The 18698-nt window shown below is 47.9% G+C and carries 15 protein-coding genes and 1 riboswitch; of the genes, 9 read left to right on the top strand and 6 right to left on the bottom strand.

Translation table 11 applies throughout. The annotated features are described in order from the left end of the window. The first annotated feature begins 174 nt into the window (after positions 1-174). The 4 genes from G3I67_RS12390 to G3I67_RS12375 are packed head-to-tail and all read left to right on the top strand — an operon-like array spanning position 175 to position 6392. The gene (locus G3I67_RS12390; RefSeq protein ID WP_163655795.1) at positions 175-1731 is read left to right on the top strand and encodes a TolC family protein; all 1557 of its coding nucleotides are present in this window, start codon (positions 175-177) and stop codon (positions 1729-1731) included. 50 nt (positions 1732-1781) lie between these two features. Next, positions 1782-2696: an efflux RND transporter periplasmic adaptor subunit gene (locus G3I67_RS12385; protein WP_163655793.1), complete on the top strand. Its 915-nt coding sequence runs from the start codon at positions 1782-1784 to the stop codon at positions 2694-2696. A gap of 16 nt (positions 2697-2712) precedes the next feature. Further along, a complete protein-coding gene (locus G3I67_RS12380; protein ID WP_163655792.1) occupies positions 2713-4266 on the top strand; it encodes an efflux RND transporter periplasmic adaptor subunit in 1554 nt (517 codons plus the stop codon). Between the two features lie 5 nt (positions 4267-4271). Then, positions 4272-6392 carry a site-2 protease family protein gene (locus G3I67_RS12375; RefSeq protein WP_163655790.1) on the top strand — a complete coding sequence of 707 codons (2121 nt, stop codon included), beginning with the start codon at positions 4272-4274 and terminating at the stop codon, positions 6390-6392. 4 nt (positions 6393-6396) lie between these two features. Here the strand turns inward: G3I67_RS12375 and G3I67_RS12370 are convergent, their stop codons facing one another. The 4 genes from G3I67_RS12370 to G3I67_RS12355 all read right to left on the bottom strand — a co-directional run bounded on the left by G3I67_RS12370 (position 6397) and on the right by G3I67_RS12355 (position 10271). Beyond that, positions 6397-6975 (bottom strand): TMEM165/GDT1 family protein, encoded by a 579-nt coding sequence (locus tag G3I67_RS12370; protein ID WP_163655788.1) that lies wholly within the window; start codon positions 6973-6975, stop codon positions 6397-6399. A gap of 3 nt (positions 6976-6978) precedes the next feature. Next, a riboswitch (yybP-ykoY riboswitch) is annotated at positions 6979-7148 on the bottom strand. Between the two features lie 78 nt (positions 7149-7226). Continuing rightward, complete coding sequence (locus tag G3I67_RS12365; RefSeq protein ID WP_163655834.1) at positions 7227-7721, bottom strand: Lrp/AsnC family transcriptional regulator; 495 nt, start codon at positions 7719-7721, stop codon at positions 7227-7229. 34 nt (positions 7722-7755) lie between these two features. Next, positions 7756-9141, bottom strand: coding sequence for an aspartate aminotransferase family protein (locus G3I67_RS12360; RefSeq protein ID WP_163655786.1), 1386 nt, complete (start codon positions 9139-9141; stop codon positions 7756-7758). Positions 9142-9344: 203 nt separating this feature from the next. Further along, positions 9345-10271: a 2-hydroxyacid dehydrogenase gene (locus G3I67_RS12355; protein ID WP_163655784.1), complete on the bottom strand. Its 927-nt coding sequence runs from the start codon at positions 10269-10271 to the stop codon at positions 9345-9347. A gap of 220 nt (positions 10272-10491) precedes the next feature. Between G3I67_RS12355 and ahpC the strand changes: the two genes are divergently transcribed. The 3 genes from ahpC to G3I67_RS12340 all read left to right on the top strand — a co-directional run bounded on the left by ahpC (position 10492) and on the right by G3I67_RS12340 (position 14382). After that, the gene (gene ahpC, locus G3I67_RS12350; RefSeq protein ID WP_163655782.1) at positions 10492-11055 is read left to right on the top strand and encodes an alkyl hydroperoxide reductase subunit C; all 564 of its coding nucleotides are present in this window, start codon (positions 10492-10494) and stop codon (positions 11053-11055) included. A gap of 163 nt (positions 11056-11218) precedes the next feature. Then, a complete protein-coding gene (gene ahpF, locus G3I67_RS12345) occupies positions 11219-12775 on the top strand; it encodes an alkyl hydroperoxide reductase subunit F (RefSeq protein ID WP_163655780.1) in 1557 nt (518 codons plus the stop codon). A 137-nt stretch (positions 12776-12912) separates the two neighbouring features. Continuing rightward, the gene (locus G3I67_RS12340) at positions 12913-14382 is read left to right on the top strand and encodes a sensor histidine kinase (protein ID WP_163655778.1); all 1470 of its coding nucleotides are present in this window, start codon (positions 12913-12915) and stop codon (positions 14380-14382) included. 14 nt (positions 14383-14396) lie between these two features. Here the strand turns inward: G3I67_RS12340 and G3I67_RS12335 are convergent, their stop codons facing one another. Next, positions 14397-15404: a Bug family tripartite tricarboxylate transporter substrate binding protein gene (locus tag G3I67_RS12335; RefSeq protein ID WP_203583647.1), complete on the bottom strand. Its 1008-nt coding sequence runs from the start codon at positions 15402-15404 to the stop codon at positions 14397-14399. Between the two features lie 156 nt (positions 15405-15560). Here G3I67_RS12335 and G3I67_RS12330 point away from each other — a divergent pair, with 156 nt between their 5' ends. Continuing rightward, a complete protein-coding gene (locus tag G3I67_RS12330; protein ID WP_235931901.1) occupies positions 15561-16181 on the top strand; it encodes a DUF4136 domain-containing protein in 621 nt (206 codons plus the stop codon). Positions 16182-16192: 11 nt separating this feature from the next. Here G3I67_RS12330 and G3I67_RS12325 read toward each other — a convergent pair whose 3' ends face one another. After that, entirely contained in the window at positions 16193-16912 is a 720-nt protein-coding gene (locus tag G3I67_RS12325; RefSeq protein WP_163655776.1) for an aldolase, read from the bottom strand. Between the two features lie 61 nt (positions 16913-16973). Here G3I67_RS12325 and G3I67_RS12320 point away from each other — a divergent pair, with 61 nt between their 5' ends. Further along, complete coding sequence (locus G3I67_RS12320; protein WP_163655774.1) at positions 16974-18662, top strand: N-acyl-D-amino-acid deacylase family protein; 1689 nt, start codon at positions 16974-16976, stop codon at positions 18660-18662. Positions 18663-18698 lie beyond the last annotated feature (36 nt).

The following is an 18698-nucleotide window of genomic DNA, read 5'->3' as shown; positions in this document are numbered from 1 at the left end:
TACTCTCTGTATGGCTAAACCAGGTAAGCCTAGGATAGAATCGACTTGGGACATCGGTATGATCTCCATTAAAGATGTTTCTTCGCAAAAACAAGTTTAATGAATACCGTTGTCCCCCGTTAATGATGAAGAGCCATTTTCCTTTTCTTTCTCGCGCTGCTTGGCGGATGCGCTGTGACGCCCAAACCGATCACACTTGAAGAGCAGAAAGAGCTCTTGCAAGCGGATCACTTGAATGCCCGAATCAATGTCGAGCCTGTTGGCAAACACCTCGGGTTAAACGAAGCGGTTGCGCGGGGGTTGAAGCACAACCTTGACTACAGATTGAAGCTTATGGAGCAGGCAATTGCGTTTGGTATCGCAGATTTGTCCAACTATGACATGCTGCCTAAGCTCGCTGCCAATGCTGGATATAACTATCGCAACAATTATTTCATCACTTATGCGACGGGCGCCGAAACAGGTAATCCATCATTATCCGAACCGTTTATTTCATCAGCCAAGGATTACGCCATTGGCGGATTATCCCTCTCGTGGAATTTGCTCGATTTTGGAGTCAGTTATTTCAACGCACAGCAAAATGCAGACAAGATTCTGGTCGCATCCGAGCGCCGAAGAAGGTCAATGCATTTGCTTATTCAAGATATTCAGGCTGCCTATTTGAGGGCGGCCAGCGCACAGCACATTCAGTCTCAACTATTAAAAACAATTTCTGATGCAAATCAAGCACTCGGTAATTCTAGAAAAGGTGAGCAAGACGGATTGAAGAGTCCGTTAGAGGCGTTGAAATTTCGTAAATCATTGCTCGATAACGTCAAGATTCTTGAAACGATTTCCCAAGAGTTGGCATCGGCAATGGTGGATTTGAATCAGTTGATCAATCAGCCTCCGAATGCTGCTTATGCACTTGAGAATCCAGATGAAATTGTTCCTCCATTCGCCTTCAAGCAAACGGCGATTGAGGAGTTTGAAATTAGGGCTCTCGCGCACAATGCAGATTTGAAGGAAAGTATTTACAACGCGCGTATCGCAGTGTTGGAAACGAGAAAATCTTTACTTAAGTTATTACCCGGGTTGAATTTGAATATTGGTCCGCAAGCATCCAGTAACACCTACTACATCAATAAAAACTGGGTGGAAGGTGCTGCTCAGCTTAGTTTCAACTTATGGAATTTGGTAACCGCACCTGCTGCAAAGAGATTGTCCGAGGCAAATGAAGAATGGGTAAAGCACAAAAGGATGATGGTACAAATGGCGCTGATTGGTCAGGTTTACGTTGCCAGACAGCAACTTGAAAATGCCGAAACACTTTACTTGCGATCAGCTGAAATCGACGAAGTCGATACGAGAATTGCCATCATTACCTCGGACAAGGAAAATGAAGGTTCTGTAAGCGATGCCGAAAAAGTTGCGGCGAATGCCTCTGCAGTCATCAGTAAGTTGCGCAAGCATCAGGCACTGACGCAATTTTTCCTTGCGAGCGGGAAATTGCAATCAACAACCGGACTTGAACCTGATTTGGATAGTTTGAACAGCGTTTCACTTGAGGAGTTAACCAATGCGATCGGGAAGTCTTTTGAGCAATGGAATTCCGGAAAACTACCTGCAGTCAACCTGACCATGGAAGTTGAACATCCTGTTGAATCAGTCGTACAGATTGAAGAGGTCGTCCATGAATCCACCTCCAAACGACAATTCAAAAATACTTCCAAAAAAGCGGCAAAAAAATAATGCATTCATTCGGATTCTTCAGATAAGCTGCTTGAAAGCGATCTTTCGTCATGAATAGATATTTTCGTGTGATATCTTTGTTTGTCATCGCTGCGGGGTTGATCATGCTCGAATGGAGGCCCTGGCACAACGTTTCGAATACGAACAAGTCTGAAATGCATGGGGATCAGGCAAATTTCGCTCAATCTCCTGCAGCTAGTCAACCTAATGCGGTATCTCCTGAGCTTGGCACGAAATTCCAGCGAACTGAAAGCACTATTGTTTCGTCAGATAAGGCCTTACCCGTCACTCAAATTCCTGTAATTCGGGCTCAGCTGAGTCCGGTCAATTTCACGACTATCACTGCTGAAATCAGCGCCAAAGTCGAGTCGCTCGTGTTTCGTGAGGGTGAGTCCTTTAATTTGAACAGTATTCTCGTTACGTTTGACTGCAGTGTTCAACTTGCTCAGCTTGAAAAGGTCCGTGCCGCAATGGGCATTGCAGAACGTAACTACAACACGAATAAGAGGTTGCTCGCATTGGGTTCTGTCAGCCGGGTTGAAACCGAAAATGCACATTCTGAATATCTGAAATCACGTGCTGAAGTTGCCGAGCTTTCAGCAATTGTAAGTAAGTGCAAAATTTCTGCCCCATTTAACGGAAGAGTGGTTGAGCAACGAGTCCGGGTCCAGCAATTCGCTCAGTCTGGACAGCCCTTGCTTGATATATTGGACGATAGCGCTTTGGAGTTGGAGTTTGTTGCTCCATCCAAGTGGTCGACTTGGATCAAAACTGATTATCGTTTCAAAATCAGGATTGATGAGGCAGGTAAGTCATACCCGGCCAAAGTGACCCGCATTAGCCCTCGGATTGATCCAGTCAGTCAGACAATCAAAATTGCTGCTGTGATCGATGGAGAGTTTCCGGAGTTGACTCCCGGCATGAGTGGATCAATCGAAATTCTTCCCCCTGAATCATTACGATAATTGCTTCATATATTCAATGGATGAAAAGATTGGATCCTCACAGGAACATTCAGCCGCAAAATTATTAAGTTTTGCTAGGCGTGCCAGACACATTGAAGATGCAAATGCGTTGAAATTCATGTTGGTCAACGAAACATTTGGTCTTGCCAGTTTCAGGATTTCGGTTCTTTGGCTTGCTGGGCAAGGTGTTTTGGCACAATCTGGTGTCTCGCATGTAGATCCAAATTCTCCGTTCATTACCTGGTTATCGAAGGTTTGTGACACGCTAAGCGGTGCGTTTGATCATCCTGTCGTGATCGAGCCCGGTATGTTCAATGAGCAAGATGTGTTGGAGTGGGAGCAATCCTTGCCCGCACACGCGCTTTGGATTCCGTTTAATGCAGGTAAAAATTCAAAAGCGGGCTTTCTAGTTGCTCGTGATGAGACATGGAGCGAGTTGGATTTCGCCTTGCTTTCCGAATGGGTCGATATCTGGTCTTTTTCCTGGAATAGGCTTCAGGGTCCTTCATTGCAGAGCAGATTCACATATTCGTTGAATCGAATCGGATCGTTGATCCCAACTTTTTCGCAAACGGCAAAGTTTATCCGGGATGTCGGTATTGGATTGAAATACTTTTTGTTTCAAATTTTGTTGCGACCTGGTAAGTGGGTTGATGGGATTTTGTGTGCCTGCAAATCGATTGGGACGGCCATCCGACGCATGTTCGGTAATGGTGTAAAAGGTACGCTATTTAAGATAGTGGGCGCATTACTTTCGCTGTGGAAGAGTAAAAAAGTCAGGTACTGGTTGCTTTTTTTTCTGATTGTTTTCTTTCCCGTACGTTTAACTATTCTCGCACCGGCTGAATTGGTTCCTTTTAATCCCGCTGTGATTCGCGTTCCGATTGACGGAGTGGTGGATGAATTTTTCGTCTTACCGAATCAGCAAGTTAGGGAGGGACAACCGCTATTTAAGCTTGATCTGACAACGTTGACCAGTAGGCTACAAGTGGCTCAGCAAGAAATGCAGATTGCGTCCACTGAATATCGTCAAAGCTCACTGCAGTCTTTGACAGATCCGAAAAGCCGAAGTTTGCTTAATCCCCAGGAGGGCAAAGCAAGCGAAAAACAGATCGAAGCAGATTATTTGAAAAAATTGCTGGATAAGGCACAGATCATTGCGCCGCGAAATGGTATTGCTTTATTCGATGATCCATCAGCCTGGATTGGTAAACCTGTTGCGGCCGGTGAGAAAGTGATGGTGGTTGCAACTGAAGGCTTGGTTGAAATCGAAGCCTGGATTCCGTTGAACGAGGCCATCGAACTTGAGCCGAATACACCTGTGACCATGTATTTGAATACATCGCCCCTGAATCCCGTTGCAGGCATCATCCGGTATTTAGGTCACGAAGCTATTTTACGACCGGATGGGACATACGCGTACAGGATGCGTGCCCGAATCGATCAAGACGAACATTCGGCCAGAATTGGATTGCGAGGCACTGCGAAGATATCCGGAAAGTATGTACCGTTTTCTTACTGGATGCTTCGAAAACCGCTCGCAGCACTTAGACAGTTCGTCGGGTTCTGATAAATATGTCCATAGATCGGATATATCCGGAAATTTCATTGCGAGAGGATCTGACTTTGCATCGTGGTCCTATCGATCGTGATGGTGCTCCAACCTGGACTATTCACGATCCTGCTCGCAATCAATACTTTTCCCTAGACTGGAGCGCTTTTGAAGTTGTGTCCAGACTGGGACTCAAAGATCCGACGCTGATTTGCGAAACAATCAATGTTGAGACGCCGCTACATCTTGAATTGCCAGATGTCAAAATAGTGCTGGATTTTCTTGATAAAAATGAATTGATCCAGCGTCATGATATATCCGGAACTGTTTGGTTAACTTCAAAAAAGCAAAAATCAGACCAGAGTTTTTGGCAGCGAGCTATTCATAGTTATCTTTTTTTTCGTATACCCATTTTCAAACCAGACTCGATGCTTGAGTGGTTAGTGCCGAGACTTGAGTTTTTATTCAGCCGTACTTTTTTCCAAGTAACCTTACTCGCGCTTTTAATCGGACTATGGGAAGTGTCTCGACAATGGTCCGTATTTTCAGCGACACTTGTAGACACATTTAGTTGGGAAGGTCTAAGCGGCTATGCTGTTGCCCTTGTGGCCATCAGGATATTTCATGAACTTGGCCATGCGATCGTGGCCAAACGATTCAAGTGTCGCGTCCCAACGATGGGGGTTGCCTTTTTGGTCATGATGCCCATGGCTTATACGGATGTGACCGAGTCCTGGAAATTGTCTTCACATCGAAGTCGTTTGTATATCGCTGCTGCTGGAATCGCAACAGAATTGCTGATTGCAGCCTGGGCATTGATGGCGTGGGCCTTTCTACCTGAAGGTAGTTTGCGTGGCGTGATGTTTTTTCTGGCCACGACATCCCTGGCCGCAACGATATTGGTTAATGCCAGTCCGTTCATGCGGTTTGATGGTTATTTCATATTATGTGATCTGGTCGGGATGCCTAATTTGCATGCACGCTGTTTTGCCTTGGCGCGCTGGTGGATTAGGGAAACTCTGTTTTATCTGAATGATCCTGCTCCTGAGTATGTCGCACGTGGCAAGCGCGTATCGATGATACTTTTCGCTTTCGCTATCTGGATTTACCGCCTGATCGTTTTTACAGGCATCGCACTTTTGGTCTATCACTTTTTTTTCAAAGCATTGGGAGTCATTCTTTTTGGCGTTGAAGTCTGGTATTTTCTTGTTCGCCCAATTGTTGATGAGTTGGCATTCTGGTTAGCTAGAAAAAAGGATATCCAATCAGATCTTAAACATAAGCCCGGGTTTTATTTGTTTTGGCTCATCTTAATTTTGCTTATTGCTCCCTATGACTTTACGGTCAACAGTCAGGGAATGTTCAAGCCTGAAAAAAGCTTCAATATCGTAGCAAGTGTTCCTGCCGAGATAACAAACTTACCTCCACCTATCGGGTCGAAATTGAAATCGGGTCAGTCCATCATGACACTTTCTTCGATGGAATTGAATCACAAAATCGATTTGACTCGTTTAAGAATCCAGACACTGGAAAAGCAAGTTGGTGGTGCAGGATTTAGTTCCGAAAATTTACAGCAGCAGTCTATCCTGAGGGAGCAACTAACATCTGCGCAAAAGGAGTTGAAAGGAGTGTTAGAACAACGCGCACTGCTCACCCCTATTGCTCCTTTTAATGGCGAAGTTCTCGATATTCAGCCTGATGTTCATGTTGGCGATTGGGTGTCTAAAGGATTCAAGCTAGCCATATTCGCCAATACGCGGGATTGGATTGTTGATACTTATGTTGAAGAGTCCGACTTGTTGCGCTTTGAATTGGGTAGCCTCGGACGCTTTATTGCGGAAACACCGGGAATCGGAGCGATGAAACTGGAGGTTATTTCGATCGATCAGGATGCAAGCAGAACCCTTGTTGACGCTCCACTTGCCGCGAGTTTCGGAGGCCATATTCTTGTCAGGCAACAAAACAATGTGTTGATACCGGAAAGATCGATATTCAGAGTGCGTCTTAAGGTTACTTCTGAAATCGAGAATGTCGGAACAGGTTTTTTACGCGGCACAGTCGTGATTTATGGCTGGCCGCGTTCTTTAATAGGTCATTTTTTAAGATCCGGATTCGGTACTCTGATCCGCGAGCTTGGATTCTGACTTGCTAAAACCCAAGTTTCGAACCAGCTCCAAGGAGGGTGGCGATTCCAAGAATTGCGAATATTCCTGCAGCAATGGTATGCACCAGTTTCATCGGAATTTTGTTGGCAAGTTTGTCGCCGATAAATACAGCGGGTACGTCTGCGATCAGCATGCCGAGCGTTGTTCCAATGACAACGGTGAGCGGAGCTGCGTAATGCGCAGCCATCGCGACGGTTGCAATCTGGGTTTTATCGCCCATTTCTGCCAGAAAGAACGTAATCAGCGTTGCGCCGAATACGCCGAAGCGTTTTGCAACCTGAGTTTCCTCTTCTTCGATTTTGTCGGGGATCATGGTCCAGATAGCCATGCCGATAAAAGACAGTCCAAGAACCCAGCGCAGTACTTCAGGACTGACCGCGCTTGTAATCCATGCGCCTAATGCCCCTGCAAGACCATGATTGATAATGGTGGCGAGAAGAATGCCAAGAATGATCGGAACGGGCTTTTTGAAGCGCGCAGCCAGAATGAAAGCAAGTAATTGAGTCTTGTCACCGATTTCGGCCAATGCAACGACACCGGTTGAAACGAGAAGGGATTCCATGTCAGGTTCCTAGGCCGGATAAGTACGATTGACCACCGCGCATCTCCGGCCTTGTCGGATACGCTGTGGTCAAAGGTCTTGCCAGGTAAGAAACTGCTCACGCCATGATCGATGATCAAGTATGTTGACGTTAGCCTCTAGAAGAAGAGCGGCTACTCCCCAATGACACTTCGAGTATAACCGAAATGAATTTGATTAAATCTCATTCTCTCGGAATTAGACCATGGTCATAGTTTGATTAAAGCTCCTGATCACGATCCGGAGTTGAAAAGTCGTTCGATCGGGTAGTTCTTTTTTACGAACGGTGACTTGATTACGATGTAGCTGAAGTATTTGTCTATGCCGATATTTTGGTCTAGAAGCGCTTCGATAATCGATTGATAGTGGCTGACGCCGCGTGTGATGAATTTCAGCAAATAGTCGTAGCCACCACTTACGAGATGGCATTCGATAACTTCATCAACTTCGCGAATAGCGGCTTCGAATCGGATGAAGTCCTCGCGGTGATGATCCGCGAGGGTGACTTCAGTGAAAACCGTGACGGTTTCGCCGAGTTTTTCCAAACGAATCTCGGCACCGCAGCCAATGATATAACCCGCCTGCTCCAGCCGCTTGACTCTGGCAAGGCAAGGGCTGGCAGACAATCCAACCGCATCGGCCAGATCGACGTTGGTGATTCGTCCATTTTGCTGAAGCTGGCTCAGAATGCGCAGATCAAGCCGATCAATTTTTAAATGGTTAGGCATCATCGGTAGTCGGGTTCGGTTCGTTGTGCGATCCCTAGCTGAGGGCTTTTCTGACCTCCGGCAGGGCAAGGACATCATCCAGTGTTTTCTTGAGTTTGGACTTCATGATGCCGAATTCATCTTCGGTAAAACAGAGTGCAGGAGCGAATCCCAGAATATTGTCCGCAAACGCCCTGAAGATCAAGCCATTTTCATAACCGATCGAAGCGATTTTATCGGACAGATTCAAACTGGGGTCAAATCCGGCTTTGGTTTTCTTGTTGCTAACCAGTTCTAGTGCGCCAAGTAATCCTCTGTGGCGTGACTCGCCTACTAGTGGATGCTCGATCATGCTATCAAGCGCATCGGCAAAGGCAGGGGTTACGCCCTGGGCATGGGCAAGCATGCCACCTTCCTGGTAGATTCGGATAACTTCAAGTGCAACGGCGGCACCGACCGGATGGCCCGAGTAGGTCGCGCCGTGCCCTATGGCTGCGCCTTCAGGTGCGCCGTCTGCGATGCCTGCATAGATTCGTTCGGACATCAACGTCGCACCCATCGGAACGTATCCGGAGGTGAGGCCTTTGGCGATAGTCATGAGATCGGGTTCGACGCCCTCGGCATCACAAGCGAACATGGGACCTGTTCTGCCGAATCCCGTGATGACTTCATCGGCGACAAACAAAATATCCAGTTCGCGACAGGTTTGTGCCATGGCTTTGAGCCAACCTTTCGGGGGGACAATGACACCGCCTGAACCTTGAATCGGTTCAGTGAAGAATGCCGCCACATTATCCGCACCAATATCTGCAACGGCCTTTTTCAATGCAGCTACGGAACCGTTGATCACTGTTTGAGAATCAGCACCAGCTTCGTTTCTGTATGGATAAGGGGATGGAATATAGTGTTGCCATGGCTTTGGTAAGTCAAACCCACGATGAAACGCCGGAAGTGCCGTAAGGCCTGCGCCTGAAGATGACGATCCGTGATAGCCACGCTGCATTGAGATGAATTGTTTTTTCTGCGGACGTCCTACCGAGTTGTAGTACTGAGTAATCAGTCTGATGGCTCCATCAACAGCTTCGGATCCCCCCAAGGTCAAATAGGCGCGCGTCAATGATGCTGGACTGATCTCGACCAGTTTGTCGGCTAAGCGAATCGCCGGTTCGCTGCCAAAATGAAAATATCCAGTCGCATAAGGTAGCTTGCGCATCTGTTCAGCTGCGACTTGCACCACGCTTTCCTGACCATATCCGATATTGACGCACCATAGGCCGGCAAAGGCATCGAGCAGATCTTTGCCCTCAGAATCTTTCAGCCAAGCCCCTTTACCCGACTCCAGGATAGTGACGCCACGCTTTTCGTGTTTGCGCCAAGGGGCAACCGGGTGGATCAGGTGAGCTCGATCCAAGGCAACGAGATTGTCATTTTGATTCGACATGAAAGCATCCTTTAATCAGAATAGAGATACAGTCTGGATTTGTTGTAGGAGGGGATGTGTTTTAAAAATATTGCATCAAGGATAAGGCCAGTTGCTCAGCCAATGCTGCTGCATTCAATGCTTCTGTAGTGCATTGCTATCGTAATTGACAAGCTAAAAGCAGAAGCTGCTTTCTGATGACGATCCCGCTTTGAATTGCTTTATTAATATCCCCTATCACGATCAACCAGGCCGATTAAAGGCTGACCCTGTTCAAAACGTCGAATATTTTCAAGAACGGTGTCAATCGCTGTTTCGGGTTGCGTCATGCTGGCAATATGCGGTGTCACGATCACTTTCGGATGAGACCATAGCGGATCATCTGCCGGGAGTGGTTCGGGTGATGTGACATCCAGGATCGCTTCGGATAGCCGACCACTATCCAGTGCTTCAATCAAATCCTTCGGTTCAAGATGTTCACCCCTGCCGACATGAACGAGAGAAGCTCCTTCGGGCATGAGAGAGAATACATCCCTATTCAGAATCCCTTTGGTGCTTTGCGTCAAAGGAATCAGGCAAACCAGTGTGTCGCATTGCGACAAGAATGAGCCCAGCAAGTCAGTGCCATGGAATGTCGGCACTCCCTCAATTTGCTTGGCCGTGCGACTCCAACCTAGGCATCGGAAGTTCATGAGCCTGAGCTGATTCAGGACAACTTGACCGAGACGGCCCAGCCCCATCACACCTACGCGACGTTTGTTAGCCGGCCAGACTCTAAGGGCTTTCCATACCTTACGATCTTGTTGACGATGGTAGGTTGGCATGTCGCGGTGAATAGACAGTACGGCCCAAAGCACATATTCACACATTGATTGCGTCAATCCCGGCTCGATCATGCGAACAACCGGCAGGTGTTTAGGAAGTGTTTCGAAATTAATTTGATCTACGCCTGCACCGATCGAAAAAAGAATTTCCAGATTGGGAAATTGTTCGGAGATATTTTCGGGAGGCTCCCACACCGTTAGGAAGCGAACTTTTTTCGGGTCTCCGATATTTGGCCAGACTCGAAAGTCGATGTCAGGTGCTTTTTGTGCAAAAAGATCAGCCCAGATTTTTCCGCGGGTAGGTTCAGCTTTATAGATAAATGTCACGTGTTCATGCTCCGCAACCTGAATTCGCCCCGCCTACGCATAGTCATTGCTGGCGAATCTTTGATCGCTCAAATAGGTTTAGCTTATCGATCTCATTAAAACAATCAATTATGCAAATTGAATTTGTGGTTTTATGATTCATCTAACGGTTTGAGTAGTTTGATTGTTTTTTTCTAATTACTTCTCGTTACCACCTCTGGTCTTATTTTAAGGAGTCATCATGTCCCTGATCAACACGCAAGTTCAGCCATTCAAAGCACAAGCCTTTCACAACGGCAAATTCATCGAAGTCACCGAAGCCAGCCTGAAGGGCAAGTGGTCGGTCATGATTTTCATGCCGGCAGCTTTCACTTTCAACTGCCCGACCGAGATCGAAGATGCTGCTGAACACTATGCAGAATTCCAGAAAGCTGGTGCTGAGGTTTACATTGTCACGACTGACACGCATTTTTCGCACAAAGTCTGGCACGAAACTTCCCCCGCAGTTGGCAAGGCTAAATTTCCCTTGGTTGGTGACCCAACCCACCAATTGACCAATGCTTTCGGTGTGCATATTCCTGAAGAAGGTTTGGCACTGCGCGGTACGTTCATCATCAATCCTGATCTGACGATCAAGACTGTTGAAATTCACTCGAACGAGATCGCCCGTGACGTGAAAGAAACTGTTCGCAAGTTGAAGGCTGCACAGTACACCGCTGCACATCCGGGTGAAGTTTGCCCAGCCAAGTGGAACGAAGGCGCCAAGACCCTGACACCTTCTCTGGATCTGGTCGGTAAGATCTAAGACCGACTCGATGCCCTGTTAAATCAGGGCGTTGAGTGCAAGGCATACACTGGCTCAAACTGGAGTGTGCCTTACCCTCAGCCCGATTTTTTCCCATTTTTTAAAGCCAGCCGTTGCGAATGCGAACGGCATGGCAAAGTGTTGTCTGATATTGGAGATTAAGATGCTTGACGATACCCTCAAAACCCAATTGCAAACCTACCTGGGTATGCTCAGACAGCCCATTCGCCTGATTGCCTCGCTTGACGATAGTGATACGGGCTCTGAAATGCGTCAACTGTTGGAGACGATTGTCAGTTTGTCCGACAAGGTTTCGCTTGATACGACCGGCAATGATCGCCGCAAACCATCATTCGTGATTGCTCGTGAAAACGAAACGACGGGTGTGCGTTTTGCAGGTTTGCCGCTTGGCCATGAATTCACTTCGCTGGTGCTTGCCTTGTTGTGGACGGGCGGTCATCCGCCCAAAGTCGAGCAAGATGTGCTTGATGCGATTAAAGCGCTTGATGGTGATTTTGACTTCGAAGTGTACATGTCTTTGACCTGTCATAACTGTCCGGATGTCGTGCAGGCCTTGTCCTTGATGGCGATCTTCAACCCTAAGATCAAGACAGTTGTGATCGAGGGAGGCGCATTCCAGAAAGAAGTGACCGACCGTGAAATCATGGCTGTACCCATGGTGTTTCTGAATGGAAATGTTTTCGGTTCAGGTCGCATGAGTGTGGAAGAAATTGTTGCCAAGCTTGATACTAAATCCGCAGAGCGTGATGCTGCCAAACTGAATGCAAAAGATCCTTTCGATGTCCTGATCGTTGGGGGCGGACCTGCCGGAGCGGCCGCAGCGGTTTACGCGGCACGCAAAGGCATTCGTGTTGGTGTCGCAGCCGAGCGTTTTGGCGGACAAGTCAACGATACGATGGCCATCGAGAATTACATTTCGGTGCTCGAAACGGATGGACCCAAGTTTGCAGCTGCTCTTGAAGCGCAAGTGCGTCACTATGGTGTGGACATTATGAATTTGCAACGCGCTGCAAAAATTATTCCAGCACCTGCAAGCGGTGGCCTTGCTCAAGTCCAAATGGAAAATGGTGGTACGCTGAGTGCAAAGACTGTGATCTTGTCGACCGGAGCGCGCTGGCGCAACGTGAATGTTCCTGGCGAGCAGGAATATAAAAACAAAGGCGTTGCATATTGCCCTCACTGTGATGGCCCCTTGTTTAAGGGTAAACGCACTGCGGTGATTGGCGGTGGCAACTCCGGAATCGAAGCTGCAATCGATTTGGCCGGAATAGTTGAGCATGTCACTGTGATCGAATTTGCCGAGCAACTTAAGGCCGATGCAGTACTGGTGGATAAGCTGCGTAGTTTGCCCAATGTGACAGTGCACACAAATGCACAAACAACAGAAATCACCGGCGATGGCAGCGTTGTAAATGGAATCTCTTACAAAGATCGCGCAACAGGCGCACAGCATCACATCGAGCTTGAAGGGGTCTTTGTGCAAATCGGTCTAGTTCCGAATACCGAGTTTTTGAAAGGCACGGTTGATCTGACCAAGTTCGGGGAGATTGTTGTCGATGCCAAAGGGCATACGAATGTGCCGGGCGTTTTTGCGGCAGGCGATTGCACAACTGTTCCCTATAAGCAAATTGTGATTGCCGCAGGTGAAGGGGCGAAAGCTGCATTAAGTGCCTTTGATCATCTGATTCGTACGACATGAGATGTTGAATAGTTTCTTTAGTTGTACACCCTGTGTTGTACAACTAAAGAATATTCTGCTGCCTGATGGTTGAGTTAGCATTAAACATATAAACTCAATCAAAAATGCCGTTCGCTTACGGGAGGATCGGCTCAAGTATGCAGCAACTCAATCAAATTATTTTTGTGCTGTTCGCACTGATCCTGCTCGGGATTTATGTCAGCACAACTGTCGATACCAAAAGCAAGCCCGACATGTACACCAGCCCATATTGGCGCTGGTCTCTTTTGACGCGTATTGTTTCCTATTCTGCCTGGGGATTCGCTCCCCTGGTTGATGGTAGGTTATTGACCCTGGCCAATATGATGATGATGGCATCGTTGGCACTTCTTTATTTGTTATTTCGAAGTTGGCGTGTCAATGTATCGAGGCGAGTGGAGTTGCTCTGTGTCATTCTGATCATCGTGGCCACGATATGGTTCGATTATCTCAGGCGACAAGATGGTTCATTTCAGGATCGTATGGCGCTGATCGGTACGGTAGTGATTGTTTTGGATGTTTTGTCATTATTCGAACTTTTTAAGATGCACCGGTTTGATCAGTCAGGTGCATTCAAAGTTGTGGTCGGCATGATGGTCATGCAAGTTGTAATGACAGCTTCATTGGTGATTGTGACGCTTGTGCGTAATCAGCACAACGTGAACGTGCTTATTCAGCATCAGTCTTTGATCGTTCTGTGGAGCACCATGAGTGCCCACCTGCTGCTTTATATCGTTGTAAACAGTTACTTGTATCGTCGCTTGCTTTTGAGCAAAAGAAGAGTGCAAGTCGCACTACAGGAAAACAAGCAGGCACTCGATATCACTACGAAAGAAAAAGACGAAATTGCCAGACTACTTGCTGAAAGGGGAGAGTTGATACGCTCATTGATTCAAGCAAATAAAACGGCATTGACCGGGGCGTTGTCTGCGTCGATTGCACATGAAATCAATCAGCCAGTTGGTGCGATTAATCTGAATATTGAGTATCTCAAATTGAAGTTGAGAGATGATTCAGAGCAATCCTTAATGGTCATGGACGTCCTGCAAAGGATTCGTCATGATGCGGACAGGATATTCGCAATTATTTCGAGCATGAAAAAAATATTCCAACAAGAAGAGGTCGAGTCTGTTGAAACGGATTTGAATGAGGTAGTGACAACCTTAAGTCGAATTCTCCAATCGAAAGCGGATGCGAATCAGGTTCAGTGGATTCTGGAGTTAAATGCGAATCAACAAGTTAGTCTGAATCGGGAATCCTTCCAGCAAGTGATTTTGAATCTTGTGAACAATGCGATTGATTCTGCGATTTCCTCCGATCGTACCAACAAGAAAATCAGAGTTGCAACACGAGATGCAGGAGCATCGGTAGAATTAATCGTCTCGGATAACGGCCCGGGAATCTCGGAGGATCAACGAAAGGCGTTATTCAGCTTAATGCAGACCAACAAAGTCAATGGGTTGGGTTTGGGGCTTTGGCTGACACGTTATATAGTCGATAGTCATGCAGGAAGTATCCGCATCGACAACAATCCCGACGGCGGAGTGAGCGTTGTCGTCACATTGCCCGCCTGTCCTCCAGAAGCCTAAAGAGCAATTACGACCTAATCTAGGGTCGCTCCCGACTCTTTGACAACTTTAGCCCATTTTTCGGTTTCACTTGCGATGACTTTACCGAAATCTGCAGGTGTGCCCGGAATCGGTACGCCACCCAATTCAGCCAGGCGATCACGCATTTTCGGATCCGCTAATGCTTGATTGACGACCGCATTCATCCGGTCGATCGCCTCTTTAGGCGTACCCTTGGGCATGCCGACACCGAACCATGCGGTTGCTTCATAACCCGGAACAGTATCGCCCACGGTAGGAAGGTTTGGCATGGACGGTTCGCGTGCGACAGAAGTGACGCCCAGTGCTCGAATGCGTTCGTTTTTGATGTGTCCCGCAGATGAGGGCAGATTATCGAACAGCACTTGCACTTGACCACCCATCAAATCCGTTAGGGCAGGGCCAGCACCTTTATAGGGTACGTGGACCATATTGCATCCGGTCATGGATTTGAAGAGTTCTCCGGAAAGATGAACGGACGTGCCACTACCAGAAGATGCCATATTTACTTTGCCTGGATTTGCTTTGCAATAAGCCAGAAATTCTTGAACGTTTTTAACCGGCAGAGAGTTAGTCACCACCATCACGTTGGGCGTTCGAACCAGGCCGGCAACGGGAGCAATATCCTTGATGAAGTTAAAAGGCAGTTTTTTGTATAGCGATGCGTTGATGCCGTTTGCCGGATTGACCAGCAACATGGTGTAGCCATCGGCAGGAGCATTGATTACATATTCGGTTCCGATGTTATTGCCACCGCCCGGCTTATTTTCGACAACCACTTGTTGTTTCAGGTGGTCGGTCAGGTATTGAGCCATGATCCGTGCCAACACATCCGTTGTGCCACCGGGAGGATATGGCACGACCCATTTAATGGGACGGTTAGGGTAGTCGCTTGATTGAGCCATCGTCGGGCTCGATGCGATCAAGCCAATTAGACCGGCGGCGCCAAGCACCATGGTTGAGGCCAAACGCTTGGTCAATGCGGTGTACTTTTGTTGTCTCATATTTTTCCTCGAATGGTGTGCGAGTCGGGCAAATTGCTCTTTTGGCAAGCCTGCGCAATTACTATATCCTTTTTTGTATATGAAATGTCTGCTATTTATTCGATCCGAAGATTCTCCTGGATTTAAAATGGCTAATTCAACAAGTCCGAGAGAGCAATGATGAGCAATCGAGTTTCGCGTTTATTGCGCATGGCCATCGCAGGTATGGTCTTGAGCGTGCTAGCTGCATGCTCATCGGGTCCTGTCATCAGAACGGATGTGGATCCATCGGCCGATTTTGCGGAATTTAAGACTTTCGCTTTCATGGATCCGCTGGGTACGAGCAAGCCGGGGTACACGACAATATTTTCAGAACGACTGATGCGTGCGACCAGAGTCCAAATGGAATGGAGGGGATATGTTCTGGATGCTTCAAAACCAGATTTATTGATTAATTTCCATGCGAATTTGAGTCAGCGTTCGGATTATGTCCCTCCACCTCCAATGCCCTGGGGGTATGGATATATGGGATTTCCTGCCGGCGGATATTACGGGTACTGGGGCGGTTATCCTATGGCAATGGGACCGAGCGTCATTCAATACACCGAAGGCGTATTGAGGATTGATTTGGTCGATGCACGTCGGCGACAGCTTGTGTGGGAGGGGGTCAGCACTTCCATCGTTGATGATTTGCAGTCTGCGACGTCGGAACAAGGTGTGCAAAGTATTGTTGCGGCGATATTTGCTAAATTCCCTTATCGTGCGGGATTAGGTACAAAGATATCGCCGGAAAAATAAAGGATGGCTCTCTAAACCGTTCTGCGCAGCGCGGCGAAAAACAACTCGGATTGCAGTCGCTCGGCTTGGATCTGGCTGGCGACAAGTGTGGCGATTGAGTTATCGACAGGTGCGAGCGGTTTTCCGGTCGATTGAGCTAGAACCTGTGCTTGACAAGCTCTTTCGAGAAAGTACAGATCATCGTATGCGTAATCGATTCTGTCTGCGCACACAACTACACCATGATTAGCTAGAAAGGCAATGTCGGCATTGCCCATTGCGCGGGCGATGCGTTCGCCTTCAGACATATCCAGAGCCAGACCGTTGTAGTTTCGATCGATTGCCAGCCTGTTGTGAAAGCGCATCGCGTTTTGCGACAGCGTGGTGTCAAGCGCGCGATCCGTCGTCAATGTCAAGGCTGTCGCATAGGGCATATGAGTATGCATCACACAGGCTTTCTTGCAGATTCTGTGAATGGCCGTATGAATAAACATCGCGGTGGATTCGACATCGTGGCGTCCCGCCAATTTGTTGCCCTGATCATCCACCATGACGATGTCGTCCGCTTGAATTTCTCTCCATAGCAGACCACGCGGGTTCAATAAGAAGCGTCCGGACTGGTCAGGCAGTTCAAGACTGAAATGGTTGCAAACGCCCTCGGCTAGCTGGTGTAGAGACGCGGCACGAAGGGCTAGCGCAAGATTTGCACGCAATCCGTTGACGATTTCAGAGTTGAAGTCCATTTTTTGCATGTGCGTTCCGTATATGATGTGGAAAACAGTTTTAAATAAAAATTATCGGGAGACAAGTATTGTGCATGATTTATTGATTCGTGGCGCCGAAGTATTCGATGGCCAAGGCCGTCCCTCCATCATTGCAGATGTAGCGATTGATCAGGGAAAAATCACTCGCATCGGTAAAGTGACCGAATCCGCACGCCAAATAGTCGATGCGTCAGGATTATCGCTGATGCCTGGCATCGTTGATTTGCATACGCATTACGATGCGCAAATTACCTGGGACAACACCATGTCTCCTTCTCCTGCCCTGGGAGTCACGACCGCTGTCATTGGTAATTGCGGCTTTGGAATCGCGCCATGTCCCGCCGATTTGCGGGAAACAATGCTTAAGAACTTGTCGGTTGTCGAAGGAATGGATTTGCAAGCGCTTTTGACTGGCGTGAATTGGGGTTTCGAGTCCTTTGCTCAATATATGGATCAAATTCGCGAGATTGGTCCGTACGTGAATACAGCCGTGTTTGCCGGGCACTCTGTTATTCGTACTGCTGTGATGGGTGAGGCGGCTTCGACTGATGCGCAAGCCACGCCTGAGCAGCTTGAAAAGATGAGGATGCTGGTTAAAGAGGCGATGCAAGCGGGTGCGGTTGGTTTTGCTTCGTCATTTTCGCCTAACCATAGCGGATTTGGTGGTCGGCCGATGCCTTCGACTATTGCTTCGGAGCATGAGTTGCGTGCTTTGACTGATGTACTTGGCGATTGTGAAAAAGGTGTTTTCATGATGGCCACCGGTTCGCGCGCATCACCGGAAGTTATGGAATCGATTGCAGCTTCGACCAAGCGACCAACTTTTATCTCGACAGTGCTTGGAATGTATAACGAAGCCACGCCGACTCTGGGCATGGAGTATTACGAAAAATGCGCGGCGGCGCAGGATCGCGGCAATCCACTTTATATGCTGACTAGTTGCCAGCCTTTATCATTCGATTTTTCGCTGATGGATCCTTATATTTTGCTCAGTCATTCAGCGTTCGATCCGATCAAGGATATGGATGTGAAGGACATGCACAAGGTGTATGCAGATCCCGGTTTTAGAGCTGCATTTCGCGAAAATCTGCGCCATCCTAAACCCGGAATTCTGTTCCTGGGTAATTGGGCCAACATTGAAATAAACCAGGCCGCCACGAAAGAGTTTGTTGAGTTCGAAGGGCAGACAATCAAACAGATCGCCGCTAAGCTGAATGTCGATCCGCTGGATGTGTTTTTCGACATCGCCTTGAAGGAAGGACTGAAAACGCAGTTTGTGGGTAAATTTTTCAATAATAGCGATGAAGGTGTCGCTCCCCTGTTGAAACACCGCGCCGGCGTGATTACTTTATCGGATGCCGGTGCGCATCTGATTTATATGTGCGATGCGGGATTCGGTCTTCATTTTCTGGGACACTGGGTCCGTGAAACCGGACAATTTTCGCTTGCGGAAGGCATCAGGCGTCTGACTAGTCATCCTGCCGATTGTTTCAGAATCGCCGGACGCGGTCGTTTGGTCGAAGGTGCCGCGGCGGATATGTTGATGTTTGATCCCAAAACAGTTGGAATCTCAAGGCTGCAGAAACGAGCTGATCTGCCTGGTGGCGGCTCTCGCATGATTCGCGAACCCAAAGGTGTGCATGGTGTTTGGGTCAATGGAATCATGGTGCACGACGGCACAGACTATGTCATGCACAAAAAGGGTCCCGGTGCAGTTCTGACACAGTTTGACCGTTAAAGGCGCGTGCAGGTGGCAAGTTGTTTTGCCACCTGA

The organism is Sheuella amnicola, assembly GCF_010499255.1.
Taxonomy (GTDB): Bacteria; Pseudomonadota; Gammaproteobacteria; order Burkholderiales; family Burkholderiaceae_B; genus Zwartia; species Zwartia amnicola.
Note: the sequence above shows the minus strand (reverse complement) of the source record. Positions and strands in the feature narration are given on the sequence as shown.